Origin of the sequence: Nocardia sp. CNY236, from assembly GCF_000482385.1 — a bacterium.
Classification (GTDB): domain Bacteria; phylum Actinomycetota; class Actinomycetes; order Mycobacteriales; family Mycobacteriaceae; genus Nocardia.
Genome location: NZ_AXVD01000035.1, coordinates 32,489 through 53,019 on the forward strand (window position 1 = coordinate 32,489; position 20,531 = coordinate 53,019).

The 20,531-nt window shown below is 65.4% G+C and carries 17 protein-coding genes; 9 read left to right on the forward strand and 8 right to left on the reverse strand.

Going from position 1 to position 20,531, the window contains the following annotated elements; all coding sequences use genetic code 11:
- Window positions 1-177: 177 nt before the first annotated feature.
- On the reverse strand, window positions 178-1,554 hold the full coding sequence (locus K940_RS0117740) for a DUF349 domain-containing protein (RefSeq protein ID WP_028478639.1): 1,377 nt from the start codon (window positions 1,552-1,554) through the stop codon (window positions 178-180).
- A 248-nt stretch (window positions 1,555-1,802) separates the two neighbouring features.
- Between K940_RS0117740 and K940_RS0117745 the strand changes: the two genes are divergently transcribed.
- The 6 genes from K940_RS0117745 (at window position 1,803) to K940_RS0117770 (ending at window position 8,743) form a co-directional block, all read left to right on the forward strand.
- Entirely contained in the window at window positions 1,803-2,567 is a 765-nt protein-coding gene (locus tag K940_RS0117745; protein ID WP_028478640.1) for a hypothetical protein, read from the forward strand.
- Complete coding sequence (gene miaA / locus K940_RS0117750) at window positions 2,564-3,508, forward strand: tRNA (adenosine(37)-N6)-dimethylallyltransferase MiaA (RefSeq protein ID WP_028478641.1); 945 nt, start codon at window positions 2,564-2,566, stop codon at window positions 3,506-3,508. Before K940_RS0117745 ends, miaA begins: the two co-directional genes overlap by 4 nt.
- A gap of 129 nt (window positions 3,509-3,637) precedes the next feature.
- The gene (dapF, locus tag K940_RS0117755) at window positions 3,638-4,519 is read left to right on the forward strand and encodes a diaminopimelate epimerase (RefSeq protein WP_028478642.1); all 882 of its coding nucleotides are present in this window, start codon (window positions 3,638-3,640) and stop codon (window positions 4,517-4,519) included.
- A 192-nt stretch (window positions 4,520-4,711) separates the two neighbouring features.
- Entirely contained in the window at window positions 4,712-6,160 is a 1,449-nt protein-coding gene (gene hflX, locus K940_RS0117760) for a GTPase HflX (RefSeq protein WP_051407319.1), read from the forward strand.
- A 268-nt stretch (window positions 6,161-6,428) separates the two neighbouring features.
- Window positions 6,429-7,319 carry a lysophospholipid acyltransferase family protein gene (locus K940_RS0117765; protein WP_051407320.1) on the forward strand — a complete coding sequence of 297 codons (891 nt, stop codon included), beginning with the start codon at window positions 6,429-6,431 and terminating at the stop codon, window positions 7,317-7,319.
- A 278-nt stretch (window positions 7,320-7,597) separates the two neighbouring features.
- Window positions 7,598-8,743 carry an acyl-CoA dehydrogenase family protein gene (locus tag K940_RS0117770; protein WP_028478645.1) on the forward strand — a complete coding sequence of 382 codons (1,146 nt, stop codon included), beginning with the start codon at window positions 7,598-7,600 and terminating at the stop codon, window positions 8,741-8,743.
- A gap of 71 nt (window positions 8,744-8,814) precedes the next feature.
- Here the strand turns inward: K940_RS0117770 and lexA are convergent, their stop codons facing one another.
- Window positions 8,815-9,492, reverse strand: a complete 678-nt coding sequence (gene lexA, locus K940_RS0117775; protein ID WP_369797522.1) for a transcriptional repressor LexA — start codon at window positions 9,490-9,492, stop codon at window positions 8,815-8,817.
- Between the two features lie 504 nt (window positions 9,493-9,996).
- Here lexA and K940_RS0117785 point away from each other — a divergent pair.
- Entirely contained in the window at window positions 9,997-10,188 is a 192-nt protein-coding gene (locus K940_RS0117785) for a hypothetical protein (protein WP_028478647.1), read from the forward strand.
- A 320-nt stretch (window positions 10,189-10,508) separates the two neighbouring features.
- The gene (gene nrdR, locus K940_RS0117790; RefSeq protein WP_028478648.1) at window positions 10,509-10,979 is read left to right on the forward strand and encodes a transcriptional regulator NrdR; all 471 of its coding nucleotides are present in this window, start codon (window positions 10,509-10,511) and stop codon (window positions 10,977-10,979) included.
- A gap of 44 nt (window positions 10,980-11,023) precedes the next feature.
- Here the strand turns inward: nrdR and hrpA are convergent, their stop codons facing one another.
- The 4 genes from hrpA to K940_RS0117810 form a co-directional block, all read right to left on the reverse strand.
- On the reverse strand, window positions 11,024-15,151 hold the full coding sequence (gene hrpA / locus K940_RS0117795) for an ATP-dependent RNA helicase HrpA (RefSeq protein WP_028478649.1): 4,128 nt from the start codon (window positions 15,149-15,151) through the stop codon (window positions 11,024-11,026).
- Window positions 15,152-15,183: 32 nt separating this feature from the next.
- A complete protein-coding gene (locus K940_RS0117800; protein ID WP_028478650.1) occupies window positions 15,184-15,858 on the reverse strand; it encodes a PhzF family phenazine biosynthesis protein in 675 nt (224 codons plus the stop codon).
- A 52-nt stretch (window positions 15,859-15,910) separates the two neighbouring features.
- Complete coding sequence (locus K940_RS0117805) at window positions 15,911-16,450, reverse strand: carboxymuconolactone decarboxylase family protein (protein WP_028478651.1); 540 nt, start codon at window positions 16,448-16,450, stop codon at window positions 15,911-15,913.
- Window positions 16,451-16,586: 136 nt separating this feature from the next.
- On the reverse strand, window positions 16,587-17,174 hold the full coding sequence (locus K940_RS0117810) for a peroxiredoxin (RefSeq protein WP_028478652.1): 588 nt from the start codon (window positions 17,172-17,174) through the stop codon (window positions 16,587-16,589).
- Window positions 17,175-17,282: 108 nt separating this feature from the next.
- Here K940_RS0117810 and K940_RS28930 point away from each other — a divergent pair, with 108 nt between their 5' ends.
- Window positions 17,283-18,278, forward strand: coding sequence for a hydrogen peroxide-inducible genes activator (locus K940_RS28930; RefSeq protein WP_081706454.1), 996 nt, complete (start codon window positions 17,283-17,285; stop codon window positions 18,276-18,278).
- Here the strand turns inward: K940_RS28930 and K940_RS0117820 are convergent.
- Both K940_RS0117820 and K940_RS0117825 read right to left on the reverse strand, forming a co-directional pair.
- Window positions 18,275-19,663: an aminotransferase class I/II-fold pyridoxal phosphate-dependent enzyme gene (locus K940_RS0117820; RefSeq protein ID WP_028478653.1), complete on the reverse strand. Its 1,389-nt coding sequence runs from the start codon at window positions 19,661-19,663 to the stop codon at window positions 18,275-18,277. The two genes, K940_RS28930 and K940_RS0117820, sit on opposite strands and share 4 nt — an antisense overlap.
- Window positions 19,660-20,531: beta-ketoacyl reductase (locus tag K940_RS0117825; protein ID WP_028478654.1), on the reverse strand; the 872-nt coding region annotated here is incomplete at its 5' end. The genes K940_RS0117820 and K940_RS0117825, both read right to left, overlap by 4 nt.

The window sequence follows — 20,531 nt, forward strand, 5'->3', positions numbered from 1 at the left end:
AGGCTCACTACACCGCGCACGTGCGTGGGAGATCGGGCATTGTCGGGGCAGACCTGGGCCTGCCCTGACGGAAGCGCCGCTATCCGAGGGAGCGGCCTCGTGCCATCCCAGCAGTTCGAGTGCCATGTCTCGGCTTCTTGTCCGAACGATCATCGAGGGCGCACTCCGCATCGGGGCTCAGCGGTTGCTGACCGCCCCCTCAGCGGCCTCGGCCCACTCGCGCCATTGTTGGGCCTGCTCGAGTGCCTTCTCCGCACTGCGGACATTACCGGCGGCCTGCGCCTTGGCGGCTTGTTCCTCGAACTGGGCAACTCGTTCCCGGAACTGCGCGGCACGCGCCACCGCTTCGGGGTCGGTGCGCCGCCATTGCGCGTCGACGGCGTCGCGGACCCGCTTTTCGATGGCGCGAAGTTTGCCTTCCAGTTCGTGCATGCGCTCTCGTGGCACTTTGCCGATGGTGTCCCACTTGTCTTGAAGTTCGCGCAGCGCGGCGCGCGCGGCTTCCAGGTCGGCTGCGGGATCGATATCGGCATACAGGCCCAGCAGCTCCTCCTTCGCGGCCGCGTTCTGCTCGAATTCGGCCTCACGCTCGGAGACCGCCGCGTTTCGCGCGGCGAAGAAGACGTCTTGGGCGCTCTTGAACCGACGCCACAGCGCTTCGTCGGCGTCGCGTGGTGCGCGCCCGGCGGCCTTCCACTCGGCGAGCAGTTCCCGGAAGATGCCCGCGGTGGCCACCCAGTCGGTGGAGCCGCTCAGATCCTCGGCGCGGCTACACAGGTCTTCCTTGCGTGCCTTGGCGGCGGCGCGCTCGCGGTCCAGCTCGGCGAAGTGGGCGCCACGACGACGATTGAACGCCTCTCGCGCCTTGGAATAGCGCCGCCACAGCGCGTCGTCGACCTTGCGGTCCACCCCCCGGATGGACTTCCATTCATCGAGGATTTCGCGCAGTCGGTCGCCGGCCGCCTTCCACTGGGTGGACTCGCTGGCGATCTTCTCCGCTTCGGCGGCCAACGCTTCCTTGCGTTCGGTGTGTTCGTGGCGGGTGCGCTCCTTTTCCTCTCGGGCGTGCGCAGCCGCCTCTTCGGAGTGCTCGGCGATGGCGGCCAGACGTCGGGCGAGACCGTCGATATCGCCGATCACGGCCGCGGTCGACAACGATTCGGCCAGCGAAACAGCCGCAGCTTTGGTTTTGCGCGCGTCGGCGCCCGCGGCCAGCCGGGCTTCCAGGAGCGCGACCTCGGTGGCCAAGTCGTCGAACCGGCGACCGAAGTGCGCCAGGCCCTCGGCGGCATCACCGGCTTGCCAGGAGCCGACCTGCCGTTCACCGTCGCCGGTTTTCACCCAGGCCGTGCCGTCCTCGTCGACCCGGCCCCACAGACTGGGGTCGGAGACCGTGGGCACGACGACTGGATGTGGATGCTGATGGGCCGGGCCCGGGGCGGGCTTGATCGCGTGCGGCTTGGGCGGTTGGATCGAGCTGCCGGAATTCGGGGTACCGGACGTGCGCGGCATATTGCCGGGGCCGGCTTTCGCGGTTCCGTTGCTGTCGGTCATGTCTCCTCGTCCCTGCCGCGCGTCACGGCTGCCTGGTTACGCCCTAGCTCATTCCATCTCATTCCATTCAACCCGGTCCGAGCCGTTGTGACCATTGATCCATGCGCTGCCGTTGCGGAAGCCCGTGGATTCCAACCCGATGACCTGGGTCGTCGTCTATCGAACACTATCAATCCCGGCTCTGATTGCCGCCGAGACACTCGCAGCCGGCGCAGACCGGTGGTCTCGGCGGCGACTACGGTGGCGATGTGTTCACCATCGCTGCCGTGGTTCCATCGCCGCCCATTCTGGTGCCGCAGTTGTGTGGCGGCGTATCGGACGGGGCCGAAACCAGCGATCGTGACCCGGTCGTTGCGCTACGTGCCGCCGTGTTCGACGCCATGCGGACCTTCGCTGCCCTCACCAGTGAGTGGATGGTGATCGGCACCGACGCCATCGAACGTACTCTGGGGCCACAGACCGTCGGGACTTTCCGTGGATTCGGCGTCGACGTCCGAGTCGGCTTTTCCGCCGCGGCGCTCGCAGGCGCAGATCGAGCCGATCCGCAACTACCGTTGGGCGCGTTGATCGCCGGGTGGTTGCGAGGGCGGGTAGCGCCGAGCGCGACCGTCGAGGCGCGCATCGTGTCCGCCGACGCCGCGCCGCAGTACTGCCACGAATACGGCGCGAAGCTGCGCGTCGATCTGGACCGAACCGAGACACCGCGTGGCGTTCTCGTCGTGGTGGACGGCGCAGCGACGCTGTCCACCACGGCGCCCGGCTACCTCGACGACCGCGCCCAGGGCGTGCAGGACCGACTCGATCTGTTCCTCTCCAGGGGCAATCGGGCTGGGCTCGGGGAGCTCGATCCGCGGTTGTGTACGGAGTTGGTCCTCACCGGTCGAGCCGCCTACCAGGTGCTGGCCGGGCTCTTTCGGGGCGATCCGGTCGTCGACACGCGTTATCGCGGCGCGCCCTTCGGAGTCGGCTACCACGTAGCCCTCTGGCGGCCCGCGGGAGACGATGCCCGGTGACGGATTTCGCAATCGCCCCGATCGCGATCGTCGGCCCGACCGCGACCGGAAAATCCGACCTGGCTCTCGATCTCGCCGAGCGCCTCGGTGGTGAGATCGTGAACATCGACGCGATGCAGCTCTACCGCGGCATGGACATCGGCACCGCCAAGTTGCCGGTCGCGCAACGTCGCGGGATCGCGCACCACCAGCTCGACGTGCTCGACGTGACCGACACCGCATCCGTGGCGGCGTATCAGGTCGCGGCGAGCGCCGACGTGGCCGCGATCGTCGACCGCGGACATGTGCCGATCATCGTGGGTGGTTCGATGATGTACATCCAAGCGCTACTGGACCGATGGGAGTTTCCCGCCACCGATCCGGCCGTGCGAGCCCGCTGGGAAGCGGTGCTGCTCGAAGGCGGCGCTGCGGCTGTGCACGCCGCGCTGCGCAAGGCCGACCCCGTCGCTGCGGGCGCCATTCTGCCCACGGACGGGCGCCGCATGGTGCGGGCGCTCGAGGTCGTGGAATTGACCGGCCGGCCTTTCGCCGCATCGGCGCCGACGATCGGGCGACCCCGCTGGGGGACGGTGATCATCGGGATCGACCGGGATACCGCGGCGTTGGACAGCCGTATCGAGCGGCGCACGGCGGCGATGTTCGCCGGCGGGCTGGTCGATGAGGTGCGCGCCCTGACCGAGCACGGTCTGCGCGACGGTGTCACCGCGCGGCGCGCGATCGGGTACGCGCAGGTCTTGTCGTACCTGGACGAGGAATGCGACTTGAGCCACGCGCAGGAGCGCACGCTGATCGGCACGCGCCGCTACGTGCGCCGGCAACGCTCCTGGTTTCGCCGTGACCCGCGGGTGCGGTGGGTGGACGCCGCCGCACCCGATCTGGTAGCGACGGTATTGCCGATGCTCGATGAGCGGCGACGATTCGACGCTCGAGACCACACGTAGTGACTCGACGAGCGTGCGAGCCCCGAAGGCCGGACATGCCTTACCCGGCCGTGGCCGCGCGAAATTTCCCGGCCGCGCCCGGCGTTGGCCAGATGACGACGAACAAGGGAGACAGGGCCGGTGCCGGATATCGAGTTCACCAAGGGGCATGGCACGCAGAACGACTTCGTGGTGCTGCCCGACCCGCAGGCCGAGCTGACATTGTCCGCCACGCGGGTCGGCGCCTTGTGTGATCGGCAGCGTGGCCTCGGCGCCGACGGCGTGCTGCGGGTCGCGCGCGCCGGCGCTCTCCACGCCGCAGGGGTGCTCACCGAGATCCCGGAGGGAGTCGGCGAGCAGGACTGGTTCATGGACTACCGCAACGCCGATGGTTCGATCGCCGAGATGTGCGGCAACGGAATGCGTGTCTTCGCGCACTACCTGGCAGTGTCCGGGTTGGAGGACCGCCGCGACCACATCGTCGGCAGTCGCGCCGGCGCGCGCTCGGTCACGGTACATACAGCGACCGCGGTCGACGCCGATGTCACTGTCGGTATGGGTCCGGTGCGCGAACTCGGGCAGTCCACGGCGACGGTCGCGGGGTGGGCCCTGTCCGGGATCGGTATCGACGTCGGCAACCCGCATCTCGCCTGCGTCGATCCGGGGATGTCGGCAGACGAGCTCGGCAAGCTCGATCTGACCGTTGCCCCTGGCTTCGATCCGGACCTGTTCCCGTATGGAGCGAACGTCGAGATCGCCACCGGGTTGGATGCCGAGCGCGCGATCGATATGCGGGTCTACGAGCGTGGCGTCGGCGAAACCCGTTCGTGCGGAACGGGCACCGTCGCAGCGGCAGCCGCAGCGCTGACCGCCGAGGGCTTTCGGCTCGCCGAGGACTCCGGCGACGTGCGTGTTCGCATACCCGGCGGAGAAGTCGTCGTCGGCCTGACCCGCGGCTCGGCCTGGCTGCGTGGGCCATCGGTGCTGGTGGCCACCGGCCGGTTCAACCGGTCGTGGTGGGACCACCTGTGAGCGGTGTGGGGTGCAAATAATCAGATGCCCCCGCCGGGGATGTCGTGGCAGCATGGACGGTGTATGAGAAAGTCGGATACGTACGAATTCACCCCAGCGGTCGCCCGTGACCGCTCTGCCGAGCCCGCCGAGGACTCGAGCGTGCCCCCGGACGCGCCGACGGGCGATGTCGTGGCCGAGCATGCCGCGCGGATGAGTCGGTCCGGCTGGTCGGCAGACCCGACCACGGGCGAACTCCAACTGGAAGACCGCACGTCACTGCGGCGCGTGGCGGGCCTGTCGACCGAGCTGACCGACATCACCGAGGTCGAGTACCGGCAGCTGCGCTTGGAGCGTGTCGTGCTGGTCGGTGTCTGGACCACAGGGACCGCGACCCAAGCGGAGGCGAGTATGGCCGAACTGGCGGCGCTGGCCGAGACCGCCGGTTCGGAGGTGATGGAGGCGCTGATCCAACGCCGTGATCGGCCCGACCCGGCGACCTATATCGGCGCCGGCAAGGCCGACGAACTGCGCTCGGTCGTGCTGGAGACCGAGGCCGACACGGTGATCTGTGACGGTGAGCTGGCGCCCGCGCAGCTGACCGCGCTGGAGAAGGTGGTCAAGGTCAAGGTGGTGGACCGGACGGCGTTGATCCTCGATATCTTCGCCCAGCACGCCACTTCACGCGAAGGCAAAGCACAGGTCTCCCTGGCCCAGATGGAATACATGTTGCCGCGACTGCGTGGTTGGGGTGAGTCCATGTCCCGGCAGGCCGGTGGTCGTGCGGGCAGCAACGGTGGCGTGGGTCTGCGTGGCCCAGGCGAAACCAAGATCGAAACCGATCGCCGCCGGATTCGTGAGCGCATGTCGAAGCTGCGTCGTGAGATCCGTGCCATGAAGATTGCACGCGACACCAAGCGGGCGCGTCGTACCTCCAGCGGCATCCCGTCCGTGGCGATCATCGGCTATACCAACGCCGGCAAATCGAGCCTGATGAACAGACTCACCGGAGCCGGAGTACTCGTCCAAGACGCGCTGTTCGCGACACTCGACCCGACCACCCGGCGGGCCGAGTTGCGCGATGGGCGCGAGGTCGTCTTCACCGACACCGTAGGCTTCGTTCGTCACCTGCCGACACAGCTCGTCGAGGCTTTTCGGTCGACCCTGGAGGAGGTCTCCGGCGCCGACCTGTTGTTACACGTGGTGGACGGTTCGGACATGCTGCCGGCCGAGCAGATCGCCTCGGTGCGCGAGGTGGTCACGGACGTGATCAAGGATTCCGGCCTGCCCACCCCGCCGGAACTGCTGGTGGTCAACAAGATCGACGCGGTTGGTCCGACAGACCTCACTCATCTGCGTGCACTGTTGCCGGAAGCATCGTTCGTTTCCGCGCACGGCGGTACCGGTATCGACGCGCTCCGCGAGCGGCTCGCCGAAGCACTCGGGGGGCTGGATGTGGAGATCAGCGTCTTGCTGCCGTATACCCGGGGTGATTTGTTGTCACGCATACATGCCGACGGACGCATCGTGAGTTCCCACCACGAGGAGAGCGGAACCCGGGTGCACGCGCGCGTCCCACATGCCCTGGCCGCGGCCTTGGCGGACTATGCGCACGCCGGAACGTCCTCTGTGCCACACGTCGCCGACCACGTCTCGGTGTGACATAGGTTCTCGCCGGCCGGTGGCGGGAGATCCGGGGCACTGCCCGTGCACGAGTGCCGCTGCGATGTGGGTACTTTCACATCGCAGCTGCGCACGCCAGCGTGCTTCCCAGCAAATGCGCCCATGACATGCACGTTCCGTGCGACGTTGCGGCCTGACGGGCACAGGGATCGCTGATCGGAGAAGAACTTTCGCGAATTCGCGAGCACAACCGATGCGACGCAGTCGATTTCGCTACGCTATCGTCGAGTCGACATCAGGAGGGTTCATGTCGCACGGCCGCTTCGATTCCACTACTACTCCTCACCCCGGCAGCGCGGATCCGACGCTCAGCGACGGTGCTCCGCTCTCGGTGTCGTTGACCGATACCGACCTATGGCTGATCGATACCCTGCTCGGACCGATACGGGCGTGGACCAGTCCGCGCTGCTACGGCTTCGAGAACATTCCCGCCGACGGTTCGGTGCTACTCGTCGGCAACCACAATCTGCTGGGTGTCGTCGACGCTCCGCTGTTGATGGGCGAAATACTTCGCCGCCGCGGTCGCCTCATCCGGGGTCTCGCCGAGAACGTCCTGATCGACGTCCCTGGAGTACGCCATATACTGCACCACTTCGGTGCGGTGCGTGGGACGAGGCCCAACTGCTCGACTCTGCTGCAGCGTGGCGAGGCGGCCATCGTGTTTCCCGGAGGTGGACGTGAGGCCGTGCGTCGCAAGAACGAGAAGTACGTTCTGAAATGGGAGGGTCGCACGGGCTTCGCGCGCATGGCGATCGCCGCTGGCGCTCCGATCGTTCCGGTCGCGTCGATCGGCGTCGATGACGCCTTCGACATCGTGGTCGACGGTGACCATCCGGTCTTGCGTCCTCTGCGTTGGACCGTCGAGGCGCTCGGTCTCAGTCGTGAGCTGACGCCACCACTGGTTCGGGGAGTCGGCCCTACTGTGATCCCACGCCCCGAGCGGTTCTACTTCTCTGCGGGCGCACCGATCGATCCGGCGCCGTGGCTCGATGCTGACGACATGGATACTGCGGCGGTGGAATTGCGCGACGTGGTGCGCAAAGCGCTGGAAGAGGAGATGAACTTCTTGTTCGCCGAACGGGAGCGCGACGCGGGCCGTACTCTGACCGGACGTGCCCGCAGGTGGCTGACCCGCTGAACTCTGCGCTTCGCGAGCCATTCGGCCGATCCTCGGGGTGTGGCGTGCACACTCAGCAGACCGATCGGTCGCATTAATCAGGATTCATGTGGTGTCAACGTCCCGGCGTAGCGCCTTGGTGGTGCAATAGTCGAGATGGGGCCGCTAATTCCCTGTCGACGCTTCGGGAGGTGCCCGTCATCGACGCCCAGAAGTGAATCCCGATTCTCCTAGCAGGTACGGTATGAGGCAACGACTGGTCAGTGTGGATCGACCAGCGTGGTCACTAGGAGGTTGGCGTGGAGCGCACACTGTTCGAACCTGAGCACGAACTGTTCCGCGAGTCGTACCGCAAATTTCTCGCGTCGCACGTGGCCCCGCACCACGATGCATGGGAAGAGCAGGGATTCGCCGACCGATCGGTCTGGCTCGAGGCGGGTAAACAGGGCTTTCTCGGCATGGCGGTCCCGGAGGAATACGGTGGTGGCGGGGTGGTGGATTTTCGCTACAACGCCATCGTTTCCGAGGAGACCGTACACGGCCAGTATTCCGGTCTCGGCTTCGCATTGCACAACGATGTGGTAGCCCCGTATCTACTGAGCTTGGCCAACGATGAACAGAAGCAGCGGTGGTTGCCGGGCTTCTGCTCCGGAGAGATCATTACCGCGATCGCGATGACCGAGCCCGGTGCGGGCTCGGACCTGCAAGGCATCAAGACTCGCGCGGTGCGTGACGGGGACGATTGGATTCTCAACGGTTCCAAGACCTTCATCACCAACGGCATCAACGCCGATCTGGTGATCGTCGTCGCGCAGACCGATCCCGACAAAGGGGCGATGGGATTCAGTCTGTTCGTGGTCGAACGTGGGATGCCCGGCTTCGAGCGGGGTCGCAACTTGGACAAAATCGGGCTCAAAGCGCAGGACACCGCAGAATTGAGTTTCAGCGATGTGCGCGTCCCCGGCCGGAACCTGCTCGGTACCGAGGGTATGGGGTTCATCCATCTCATGCACAATCTGCCCCAAGAGCGGCTGTCGATCGCCGTCATGGCGGCGGCAGCGATGGAATTCTGCCTGAATACCACGATCGAGTACGTGCGTGACCGCAAGGCGTTCGGCAGGCCCATCGGTAGCTTGCAGAACACCCGCTTCGTGCTCGCCGAACTCGCCACCAAGACCACAGCCGTGCGCCTGATGGTCGACAAGTTCGTCGAGTTGCTCAACGAGGACAAGCTCACCGCGGAGGAAGCCGCCATGGCCAAATGGTGGAGCACCGAGGAGCAGGTCGATCTGATCAACCGTTGTTTGCAACTGCACGGCGGCTATGGCTACATGAACGAATACCCCATCGCGAAGGCGTATGTGGATGCTCGCATCCAAACCATCTACGGCGGTACGACCGAGATCATGAAGGAGATCATCGGACGCAGCATGAAGTTGTCCTGAGCCCGACCTCCGGCGTCGGCTGCGCATTGCTCGAGTCGGCCTGCTCGGATCCGAGCAGGCCGACTCGAGCGTCAGATTTTACGGATGACCGTGACGACCTTGCCCAAGATCTGAGCATCGTTGCCCGAGATCGGGTCGAACACCGGGTTGTGCGGCATCAACCAGACGTCCTTGCCGATGCGCTTGAAGGTTTTCACGGTGGCCTCTCCATCGATCATCGCCGCCACGATGTCGCCGCTGTCGGCGACGTTCTGCTGTCGCACGACCACCCAGTCGCCATCGCAGATCGCCGCGTCGATCATGGATTGGCCAACGACTTTCAGTAGAAACAGCGAACCGTCGCCGACCAGCTCGCGCGGCAAGGGAAAGACGTCTTCGACGGCCTGTTCGGCCAGAATCGGTCCGCCGGCGGCAATGCGTCCGAGTACCGGGACGAAGGTGGGCGCCGGCCGATCGGCGTCGGCCGCCACGGGCTCCACGACCTGCTCGCTCGCAGTGACTCGATCGACCGCGGTGACCGGCAGCTTGGTCACCGACCGCACTGCCTCGTCCAAACCCCGGACATCCACTGCGCGCGGCCGATTCGGGTCGCGCCGCAGGAAGCCCTTGCGCTCCAAGGCGCGGAGTTGATGCGCGACCGAGGAGGTGGAGGTGAGTCCCACGGCGTCGCCGATCTCTCGAATACTCGGCGGGTAGCCACGCTCGTTGACCGAGGTCCGGATCACCTCGAGTACCTTGCGCTGACGCACGGTGAGATCCGCAGCGGTACCCGACGCGTCGCCGCCGCCCCCGGTCTCGCTACCCGTGTCGCCCGTGTGCCTCACCGCAACCGCCTCTCCTGTGCGCCAGATTCGTTCGCGCCCGGCGCGTGTGTTCGTCGTTGTGTCTTCGGTTCTTCAGAATCTAGTCCGGTCGCGCGGATGTATCAAACATCTGTTCGACATGTGTCGGCCGTTTGCCGCGATCGTGTCGGGCGCGCGTGGTAGAACTCGGATATCACGTATTCGAACGTTTGATCGAATGCTCTCGGTTCGGGTATTCGAACGAACGGCACTGGCTCGAACGGTAATGGAGCGCCTACGACGGAGGTCTATCCGATGAGCACTGCAATCAGCACTATCTCGGCGAGAGGTTGTTCGGGCGCGGCGTCCGGCCGCCGGCGCGTTGGCCGGGGCTCGGTGCAGGACCATTGTTCGGGGCGCACAGGTGGGCCCCCGGCGTGTGGTGGCCGGCGATCCGGTGGTGGCGACCCGATGTATCGGGTCGAGCGGGCGAAGCTCGGCTTTGCGGTTCTCACCGCCGCGGCCCTGTGCACAGCTGTCGTCGTGATGGGCCTGATCGTGGTGGCGCATGCGCGTGCGGGTGACTGGGTCGGCGGGTTCGAGGAATCGCCGGTTGGTGTGGTGAGCGGGCGAGGTGATGGGGGCGACGCCCAGGGGCGCTGACCGTGGGAGGGCGTCGGGACCCGGATTCCGCGTGTGGACCCGAGGATCGGCGAACGGCCGGCCATGCGTTTTCCCACTGCTGGTCGCCGCCGCGCATTCACTGATCGACCGATGAGCACGGTGTAGGGTCGGTGGGCGGGGTGAGTACCTGGTTTCGAGTACTTCACCAGGTATTCTCGAGGTGTTGTGCCGGTACTCCGCGTGTTGTGCGAGGAATTCCGGCGCTGGGGTATTGCCCTCTGTACACGTGCTCGCCGGGCCGATCGTCGTGATCGGTGCAGGTCCGGACGCGAGTATGCGCATTGACGAAGGATTTTCGGATGCATTGCCCGTACTGCCGACATCCCGACTCCCGGGTCGTGGACTCGCGTGAAGCCGACGAAGGCGCGGCTATTCGCCGTCGCCGCGCATGCCCGCAGTGCGGGCGCAGATTCACCACCGTGGAAACCGCCCTGTTGTCGGTGATCAAACGCAGCGGGGTCACCGAGCCGTTCAGTCGCGAGAAGGTCATCCGTGGGGTGCGCCGCGCGTGCCAGGGTCGTGAAGTGGATGACGACGCTCTGAACCTGCTCGCACAGCAGGTGGAGGACACGGTGCGGGCCAAAGGTTCTCCCGAGGTACCCAGCCACGAGGTTGGACTGGCGATTCTGGGTCCGCTACGTGACCTCGACGAAGTGGGCTACCTGCGATTCGCCTCGGTGTACCGCTCGTTCTCCTCTGCCGCGGATTTCGAACGAGAAATCCAGCAGATGCGCCAGGCGCGAGCCGAGGCGTTGTCGGCTGCCGACTGATCGGGACCCTGCGGCAGTCGGCCGCCGATCGATGCTTCACCATCTCAGCGTCGGACTGCCGCGATCGCCTTCTCGATTCGCTTGGCCGACACCGGGAAGGGAGTACCCAGTTGCTGTGCGAACAGGCTGACCCGTAGCTCTTCCACCATCCACCAGATATCGGTGACTACCGAGGCGTGCCGGCGGTGTTGTGGGAGCGATTCGATCAGCTGGTCGTAGCTGGCCAACACCCGATCGAGTTCGGCCATGCTGCGGCGGTCACGAGCCGCCGATCCGGGCAAGGCCTGCAGTCGCAGCGCCGCCGCCCGGAGATAGCGGGGCAGTTCGCGTAGTCTGGCGCTGCCGAATTCGGTGACGAAACCACGAAATACCAAGTTGTCGACCTGGTCGCGGACGTCCTCGGCGATGTCGCGTTCGCGGGTCCGTGCGAGCGCCAACGAAACCTGCTGGGCGCTGCCGAGAATCGGTACCACCAATCGCAGGACACGGGCGACCGCGGCGGTGTAGTCGGGGCGGATTCGCGTGACGAGCGAGTCGAACTCGGTCGGGCTGTGTACGGGACCACCCGCAGCAGTCAGCAGCTCGTCGACAGCGGCGGCACGGCAGTCTTCGACCAGAGCCTCCAGCGAACCGTGCGGACTCTGGCTCAGCGCAAGCCGATCCGTGGGCGACAAATCCGCGGTGAGGGTGCGCACGGACAGAGGCAATGCGTGCAGTAGGAGCATTCGAGTGCCCGTGCCCATCGCGGCAGCCTGCGCCGCAGGGGAGCTGAGCACCCGGACTGCCACGCCCGCGCCTTCGGTGACCAGTGCGGGATAGCCGGTAACGACCTGCCCGGACACTTCCCGACGAATCGTCGGTGCGAGGTCGCCGAGTGACTCCGAGGTCCACACGGTGGCCGGAGGTCGTTCCGCTCCTGCAGTGGCACGGGCGACCGAGGCGGAAACTTCTTCGGCCAGAAGTTTTTTGACCTCCGCAAGGCTCTTGCTACGCGCCAATGTCCGGCCTTCGTCGTCGATGACCGCGAACGCCATACGCAAGTGATCGGGCAGCGCGGCCGGATCGAAGTCGGTGGGCGCGATCGTGACCGCGCTGCGCCGGGACAACTCTCGAGCCAGCCCGATGCGCAGCGGCTCGGCTCGTGGAGTCAGCGCTGCGAGCGCGGCGACCGCGAAGTCGGGGGCAGGCACGACCATGCGCCGCACCGATTTCGGCAAGGTCTTGATCAGCGCGACGGCCAACTCTTCGCGCATGCCCGGTACCAGCCAGTCGAAGCCGACCGCGCGGACGTGTGCGAGTTGCTCCACCGGGATTCGAACGGTGACGCCATCGTCCTCGGTGCCCGGTTCGAACTGATAGGTGAGCGGGAAAGCCAGTTCGCCCTGCCGCCACGAGGTGGGGAAGTCCGACGGGTCCAAGCTGGCCGCGTTCGCGTTGACCACGGTGGACGTCGTGAAGTCCAGCAGTGTCGGGTCGGTGCGTCGAGTCGACCGCCACCAGGTGTCGAAGTGGCGTACCGAGACGATGTCGGTGGGCAGGTGCTCGTCGTAGAACGCATACAGCACCTCGTCGTCGACAAGGATGTCGCGGCGGCGCGTGCGGTGTTCCAGATCGGCGACATCATGGAGCAGCGCTCGATTACGGTGGAAGAACTCGTGCCGAGTCTGCCACTCACCCTGCACCAGGGCGTGTCTGATGAACAACTCGCGTGACAGTTCGGGATCGATCCGGTCCAATCCCACCAGTCTTCCGGTGACCAGCGGGATACCGTAGAGCGTGACACGCTCGTAGGCGCGCGCCGCACCCCGCTTGGCCGACCAATGTGGCTCGGAGTAGCTGCGTTTGACAAGGTCTGTTGCCAGTTGTTCAGCCCATTCTGGCTCGATCTTCGCGGCGATCCGGCCCCACAGCCGCGATGTCTCCACCAGTTCGGCGGCCATGACCCAGCGGGGAGGTTTCTTAGCCAGCGCTGAACCGGGGAACACCATGAACTTGGCGCCTCGCGCGCCGAGGAATTCCCGGGATTCCGCCTCCCGGACACCGATATGCGACAGCATGCCTGCCAACAGCGCTCGATGGATCGCGAGGGTGTCCCAGGGGTCGGTGTCGTCGTCGTGCACAGTCGTGGCCCGGCGGTCGAGTGTCCCACTGGAGGGTCGGTCGCCACGTGGGCGACCGGAATCGTTACGCCGTGGTCTCTTGCCGGTCCGAGTCGGCGGGTCAGCTGTGATCCCGGATCGGCGCCGGACCCGCTGCGCTGGCCATCCGAGGCCGGTGGTGATCGTACGCAGTTGCCCATGCAGATCCTGCCATTCGCGAATCCGCAAGTAGTGTAGATATTCCTGTCGGCACAGTCGACGAAACCGATTGGACGACAACGACGCGCGCTGGTGGCCGAGGTAGTCCCATAGACGGAGGTAGGTCGAGAAGTCCGACCCCTCGACGGTGAATCGAGCATGTGCAGCATCGGCGGCCTGCTGTTGTTCGACAGGCCGTTCCCGCACGTCCTGGATCGACAGCGCCGCGACGATGATCAGGACCTCGGCCAGACAACCGGTGCGGTGCGCCTCCACCAGCATCCGTGCCATCCTGGGATCGACGGGTAAGGCAGCCATGTCCCGCCCGGTCGGTGTCAGCGACAGACTGCGCTCGCCTGCGGTATTCGCCGCCGGTGTGGGCGAACCTCGACGCCGTTCGAGTGCGCCGAGTTCTTCGAGCAGGGCGATTCCGTCGCGGATGGCGCGACGGTCCGGCGCCTCCACGAAGGGGAACTTCTCGATATCGCCGAGCCCGAGCGCGGTCATCTGCAGAATGACTGCAGCCAGGTTGGTGCGCAGAATCTCTGGTTCGGTGAATGCCGGTCGAGAGTCGAAGTCTTCTTCGGAGTACAGCCGGATACAGATACCGTCGGCAACTCGGCCACAGCGACCGGCCCGTTGCCGTGCCGACGCCTGAGACACTGGCTCGATCGGCAGTCGCTGCACCTTCGTTCGCATCGAGTACCGCGAGATCCGGGCTGTCCCCGGGTCGATAACGTATCGAATTCCGGGCACCGTCAACGAGGTTTCGGCCACATTGGTCGCCAGCACCACCCTGCGCCCGATATGCGGGGCGAAGACCCGATGCTGTTCGGCCGTCGACAGACGCGCGTACAGGGGCAGAATCTCGGTGTGCGGCAGCCGCAGATCGCCGAGCGCATCGGCGGCATCACGGATTTCACGTTCACCCGACAGGAACACCAGTACGTCGCCGTCGCCGGCGGCGAACAATTCGGTCACCGCTTCGCCGATCGCATCGATCGGGTCACGCTCGACGATCCGGGCGTGGTCCCCGTCGCCGGAGCCGTCGGTTCCGGTCGTGTTGCCGTCGGCGGGAACCGGATACTGCACCGTTAGTGGCCGGTAGCGGATCTCCACCGGATACGAGCGGCCGGAGACTTCGACGATGGGTGCGGGCACGCCCTGCTCGTCGGCGAAATGGCCGGCGAAGCGCTCCGGATCGATTGTCGCCGATGTGATGATCACCTTGAGATCGGGACGTCTGGGCAGCAGTTGCGCGAGGTAGCCCAACAGGAAGTCGATATTGAGACTGCGTTCGTGCGCTTCGTCGATGATGATCGTGTCGTAGCGGCGCAGGAGCCGGTCGCGCTGAATCTCGGCCAAGAGGATGCCGTCGGTCATCAGCTTGATCAAGGTGTGCTCGGAGGCTTGGTCGGCGAACCGCACCGAGTAGCCGACGACATCGCCGAGTTCGGTACCCACCTCCTGTGCGATGCGCTCGGCGACGGTACGTGCGGCGAGTCTGCGAGGCTGGGTGTGTCCGATCGTGCCCCGAATACCTCGGCCCAGTTCGAGGCAGATCTTCGGGATTTGGGTGGTCTTGCCCGAGCCGGTTTCGCCCGCGACGATCACTACTTGGTGTTTCTCGATAGCGGCGGCGATATCCGCGCGGCGGGTGGTCACCGGAAGGTGTTGCGGGTAGTCGATCCGCGGACGGGCTGCGCGGCGTGCTTCGATCCGCAGTTCGGCGGCCGCGATCTCGGTTGCCACCTTGTCGAGGTCACCCTTGCGAGCACGGTCCAGCTTGCGACGAAGGCGGTGCTCGTCGCGAAGTGACAGATTCGTCAGCCGGGTTCGAAGCTCGGCGAAATCGGTGGCGGCTGTCGTGGTCATTGCATCGATCAGACTAGCGAAACCCGCGGACGCTAGACCCGCACCGGTTCGGCGGCGGCGACACGGCCACCCAAGCGCACCCACCCGTCGGAATCCCACTGTGTGAACAATTGGGAGCCCTGGCCTTGAGTAATGATCAAGCTCTGTCGTAGCTGAGCGGTGAGCGCCACGGCCGCGGCGCCGGTCGCCTCGTCTTCGGCAACACCCAGGGTCGGAGCGAACATGCGCGCGCGCAGCGTCCCGCGGTGTTCGTCCACCCAGGTCCATAGATAATGCGCGCCGTCGGGAAAATCGCTCGCGCGCGCGGCAGCCAATTCTTCGACATCGTCGAGTCGATGGAACGTGAACGTCGGCGCCCACTCACCCCGAGCGGTGATCCAGGTCAATCCGTCGGTGAGCTCCACCGCGACCGCACCCGCGGGAACATCTAGGGTTCGCACGGGAACGCCTCGGGCGGCAAACCACCATGCGGTTCCCACCGACGGGTGCCCAGCAAAGGGGAGTTCCACCGCCGGGGTGAAGATTTGTACCCCGGCGACACCGTCGACCGGGTCGTCGACGATCACGGTCTCGCTGTAGCCGGCGCGTGCCGCGAGCGCCTGCCGATCCGCCACGGCCACGTCCGCCGCCCGGGCGATTCCGAGTTCGTTGCCGAAATGGCCAGTGGCGTCGGTGAACACTCGAACTACCTCAACGTGCGTGCCCATGCTCGCCGAGCCTACCCGCACCGGATGGCGCTGCGGACTTCGCAGGCGGGCATCAGATCGCGGCGGTGCTGAGCGCCTCGGCCATTTGCACCGCCTGGCCGACGCCGGCCACGATGGCCGCGGCACGCAACGATTCGAAGATCACTTCGCGCGACAGTCCTGCTGCGCGCACCGTGTGCTCGTGGGCTTCGAGGCAATGCGCGCATCCGTTGATCGAGGAGACCGCGAAGGACCACAGTTCGAAATCGGCTTTGTCGACGCCCGGGGAGCCGATGATCTGCATGCGTAGCCCAGCTCGCAGGTCGTCGTAGCGGCCACCGAGAAATGCCTTTCCGCGGTAGAACACATTGTTCATACCCATGATCGAGGCACTACCGAGTGCGGCGTCGTAGGCCTGCGCCGACAGCACGTCGTCGGCCTCTTCGGCGATCTCCCGCAGCGTGGTGGTCGATCGAGTCGCGGCAGCGGTCGCCAGGAGAGTTCCCCACAGCTGTTGTTCGTTCAGCACCGTGCTACGCACGATCGATGACAGGTTGAGCTTGAGGTCCTTGGCGTATCCGGGGAGGGAATTCTTCAGGTTCTCGATACTCATCGTGCGATACCTCTGTTCGATCGGCCCGGTGCGGGCGGTGGTTCGTGGCCGGGGTGGGCCGGTCGAGCGCGTGGCCCCTCGCCGCGACCAGCGAGTGGCCGATGGTTCGGGGCACGCTCTGGATACTCGGCGGAGATCAGACGCTGGCGGCCAGCAGTTCGCCGGCGTCGATGGTCGGGTCGCCCTTCTTCCAGTTGCACGCACACAATTCGTCGGACTGCAGCGCGTCCAGCACGCGGAGCACCTCATCGACGTTGCGGCCGACCGAACCAGCGGTGACCGACACGAACTGGATCTCGTTGTTCGGGTCCACGATGAAGGTGGCGCGGTCGGCGACGCCGTCGGCATTGAGCACACCGGTCGCGGTAGCGAGTTCACGCTTGAGGTCCGAGAGCATGGGGAAGGGGAGGGTTTTGAGGTCCTCGTGCTGGGCCCGCCACTGGAAGTGCACGAATTCGTTGTCCACCGACGCGCCGAGCACCTGTGCGTCCCTATCCTCGAACTCCTCGTTCAGCTTGCCGAACGCGGCGATCTCCGTAGGGCACACGAAGGTGAAGTCCTTCGGCCAGAAGAAGACGATCCGCCATTTACCGGCGTGGTCGTCGCTGGTGATCTGGGTGAAGTAGTCGTCGGGCTGCTGAGCGTCGACCTTCGACAGGTCACCGCCGATGACTGCGGTGAGGTTGTATGCCGGGAATTGGTCGCCGATGGTCAGCAGGGCCATGCTCGTCTCCTCGTCATATTCGTGTGTATGCGTGCAAAGGGCTCACGGACGATCTTGCCGAAGGATCGGCAAAAGGTAAAGGTGATTGGTCACACTAGACTGATAGGCATGACTGATCAGACTTATCAGCCAACCCTGTCGCAGCTGCGTGCGTTCGTGGCGATTGCGGAATATCGTCATTTCGGCACCGCCGCCGCGCGACTTGCTGTGAGCCAGCCCACACTATCCCAGGCGCTTGCGGCGCTCGAACACGGGCTGCGCATCCAGCTGATCGAACGCAGCACCCGACGCGTGTTGGTAACCGCCGCTGGGGTGCGCTTACTTCCCCAGGCGATAGCCACCTTGGAGGCCGCCGATCGATTCGTCGCGTCGGCAGCCGGAGACGGACTTGCCGGCAGGTTGCGGATGGGTATCATTCCGACGGTCGCCCCCTATGTTCTGCCCGAGTTGCTACCCGCGCTGGGGAAACGCTTGCCTGTGCTTCGTCCGCAGATCATCGAGGACCAGACTGCTCGGCTGCTCGACGGTGTGCGTACCGGTCTGGTAGATGTCGCATTGCTGGCTCTTCCCACCGACATACCTGGTTTGATCGAGATTCCGCTCTACACCGAGGAGTTCGTCCTCGTCACTCCCCGTGGTCACGAACTGTCCGGACGGTCCGACCTGTCGCCCTCGGCGCTGGACTCGCAGCCGTTGCTGCTCTTGGACGAGGGGCACTGTCTGCGGGACCAGACCCTCGAGGTGTGTCGGTTGGCGGAGGCCAATCCCGTCGACGTCGGCGATACCAGGGCCGCCTCGCTGGCGACCGTCGTGCACTGTGTCGCGGGAGGACTCGGCATCACGCTCATTCCGGAGATGGCCGTGGCAGCGGAGACCGCGCGCGGCACCCTCGATGTGGTGCGATTCGCCGCGCCGGCCCCCAACCGGACGATCGGCTTGGCGTTTCGCGGTTCCAGCGCACATGCAGAAGACTACGAGCAGCTGGCCGCAATCATCCGCGCGCACCGGCCCGGTCGAGGAGCGCTGAGCGGTCGCGGCGAAGACGTGGGTGATTGCGGTCGGGCTGGAGTTCGTACCCGTCCAGCCCCAACCGGTACCGGCTAGATACTGACCTTGATATCCGGAAGTTGTTTGGCCAACTCCACCACCTCCGCGATGACATCGGCAGCCGAGACCAGCTGAGACTCCTTGTGTTCGGACGTCACGAACAGTCGCAGTCGTTCCTGGCCCATCGGTACCGTCGGAGAGACGATGCAGCCCGCATAGACACCGCGCTGTAGCAGCATGGACGACGCGTAGCCGGAGCGAATCTCACCGGGCATCATCACCGGGCATATCGGCGTCCCCTCGGCGGAGCCGAGATCCAAACCGCGCTCGATGAGCAGTGCCTGGAATTCGGTCGCGTTGGACCAGAGCCGTTTCAGGCGCTCCGGCTCGGCTTCCATGATATCCAACGCCTTCAACGTGGCGGCGATCGCCGGCGGAGTCGGGCCGACCGTGAGCGTAGCGGCAGGCGAATTCCACTTCATGGCCCCGATGAGATCGCGATTGGCGGCGACGAACCCGCCGGAGCTACCCAACGCTTTCGACAGTGTGCCCATCCAGATGTCCACGCTGTCGCCAGCCATCCGATAGTGCTCACGGATCCCGTAGCCATGGTCGCCGAAGACTCCGAAGGAGTGCGCTTCATCGACCATGACTGCGCAATCGAATTCACGGGCTACATCAGCAATCTCGCGAACCCGGCCGACGGTGCCTTCCATGCTGTAGAGGCCCTCGACGACCACCAGTGCACGATCGAAGGAATCGCGCGAGGTCCGCAGCACCGCGCGCAGTGACTCCGGATCGTTGTGCCGGAAGGTCAGTCGCCGCGCACCGGACCATTGTATTCCGGAGATCACGCTACCGTGGATGAGCGTGTCGCAGATCGCGACATCGCCTGGTTTGAGTAGGAATCCGATGACCCCGGCGTTGGTCAGGAACCCGCTGGCACTCACCAACGCGTCGTCGACGTCGTAGATGTCCGCCAGCCGCTGCTCCAGTTCTCGGTACAACGGGATTTCGCCACCGACGCCACGGGCGGCCGCTGCCGAGCAGCCGTACTGGTCGAGCGCTTGTTTCGCACTCTCGATCACCTGTGGGTGTTTGCTCAGGCCCAGATAGTCGTAGGCGTTGAAATTCGTCAAATCGGTGTCGGCGAGGGTCGGCTCCGTGACTCGCACCACGGTGTCGTTCGACCCCGTGCGAGCCAGGAACGTCGGGACCACCATGCTGGATTGCGCATACATCGCGGCGGTCAGCTCTCGCCGGTCCATGGACGCGACGACGTCGGGATGGTCGGCAAACTGCTTTCCCGGTCCTCGGCGTGTGCGCGTCCCGGTGGTCGCCCTCGTAGGTTTGGATGGCGTCACTGTCGAGGTCTTCGTGCTCGGGGTAGGACTGCTGCTTGCCAGTAGTCGGCGTGCCAGATCCTGTGCCGACTCGCTCATGCGGGAACCTCCTCTGTTGCTGGTGTAGAATCCGATGTCCCCTGCATGCCGTGCGATCCGGCGCCTTCGATGATCGCGTTGGCCACCACGGCGCCGGCCTGCTCGAGGCTGAACGAGCGCCCGAGCTTGAGCGACATCAAGTCGATGTCCAAGCGTTGGGCGACCAGCGAGCCGAATTCGACCCCCATCAGCGAGTCCAATCCGAGCTCCGGCACCGGGATGGTGAGGTCGATCGAATCCGCCTCGACACCCATGACCGCGGCCAATTGTTCGGCGAGCATGAACGTGACGACCTCGTTGCGTTTGGCTTCTTCGAGTGCGAGCAGATCGGCTCGCAATTGCAGGGATGCAGAGCCTTGTTGTGCCGCGGTCGCGATCATCTTTTGAAGCCGACCGGTCTGGACCACGCGTTCGCCACCGGTGGCCACGACCCGGGACCACGTGATCGGGAACAGATCCACTCGAGTGACACCCAGTCGCAGTGCTTCTTCCAGGTATATCGGACCTTCCTCCATGTCGACGCGATCGAATCCGGCATTGACCAGGTAGCGGGTCAGGTTGTCGTCGGTGGCCAGCATGCCCGCACCGGTCATATGACCCCAACCGACCGTCAGCACGTTGGCGCCTTCGCGAGCGATCGCTTCGGCGAACGACTTCACGGCCATATTGGCCGCGGTGTAGGTGTACTGGCCGACACCACCGAAGATGGAGCTGCCCGAAGAGAACAGAACCAGGAAGTCGGGGTTGACCCCGGCCGCTCGGAGACCGTTCCACACCGCGCGGCATCCGTCGATCTTCGGCGCCAGCACCCGGTCCAGGCTCTCGCGGGTCAATGCCTCGATTTTCACGTCGTCCAGTACGCCGGCGG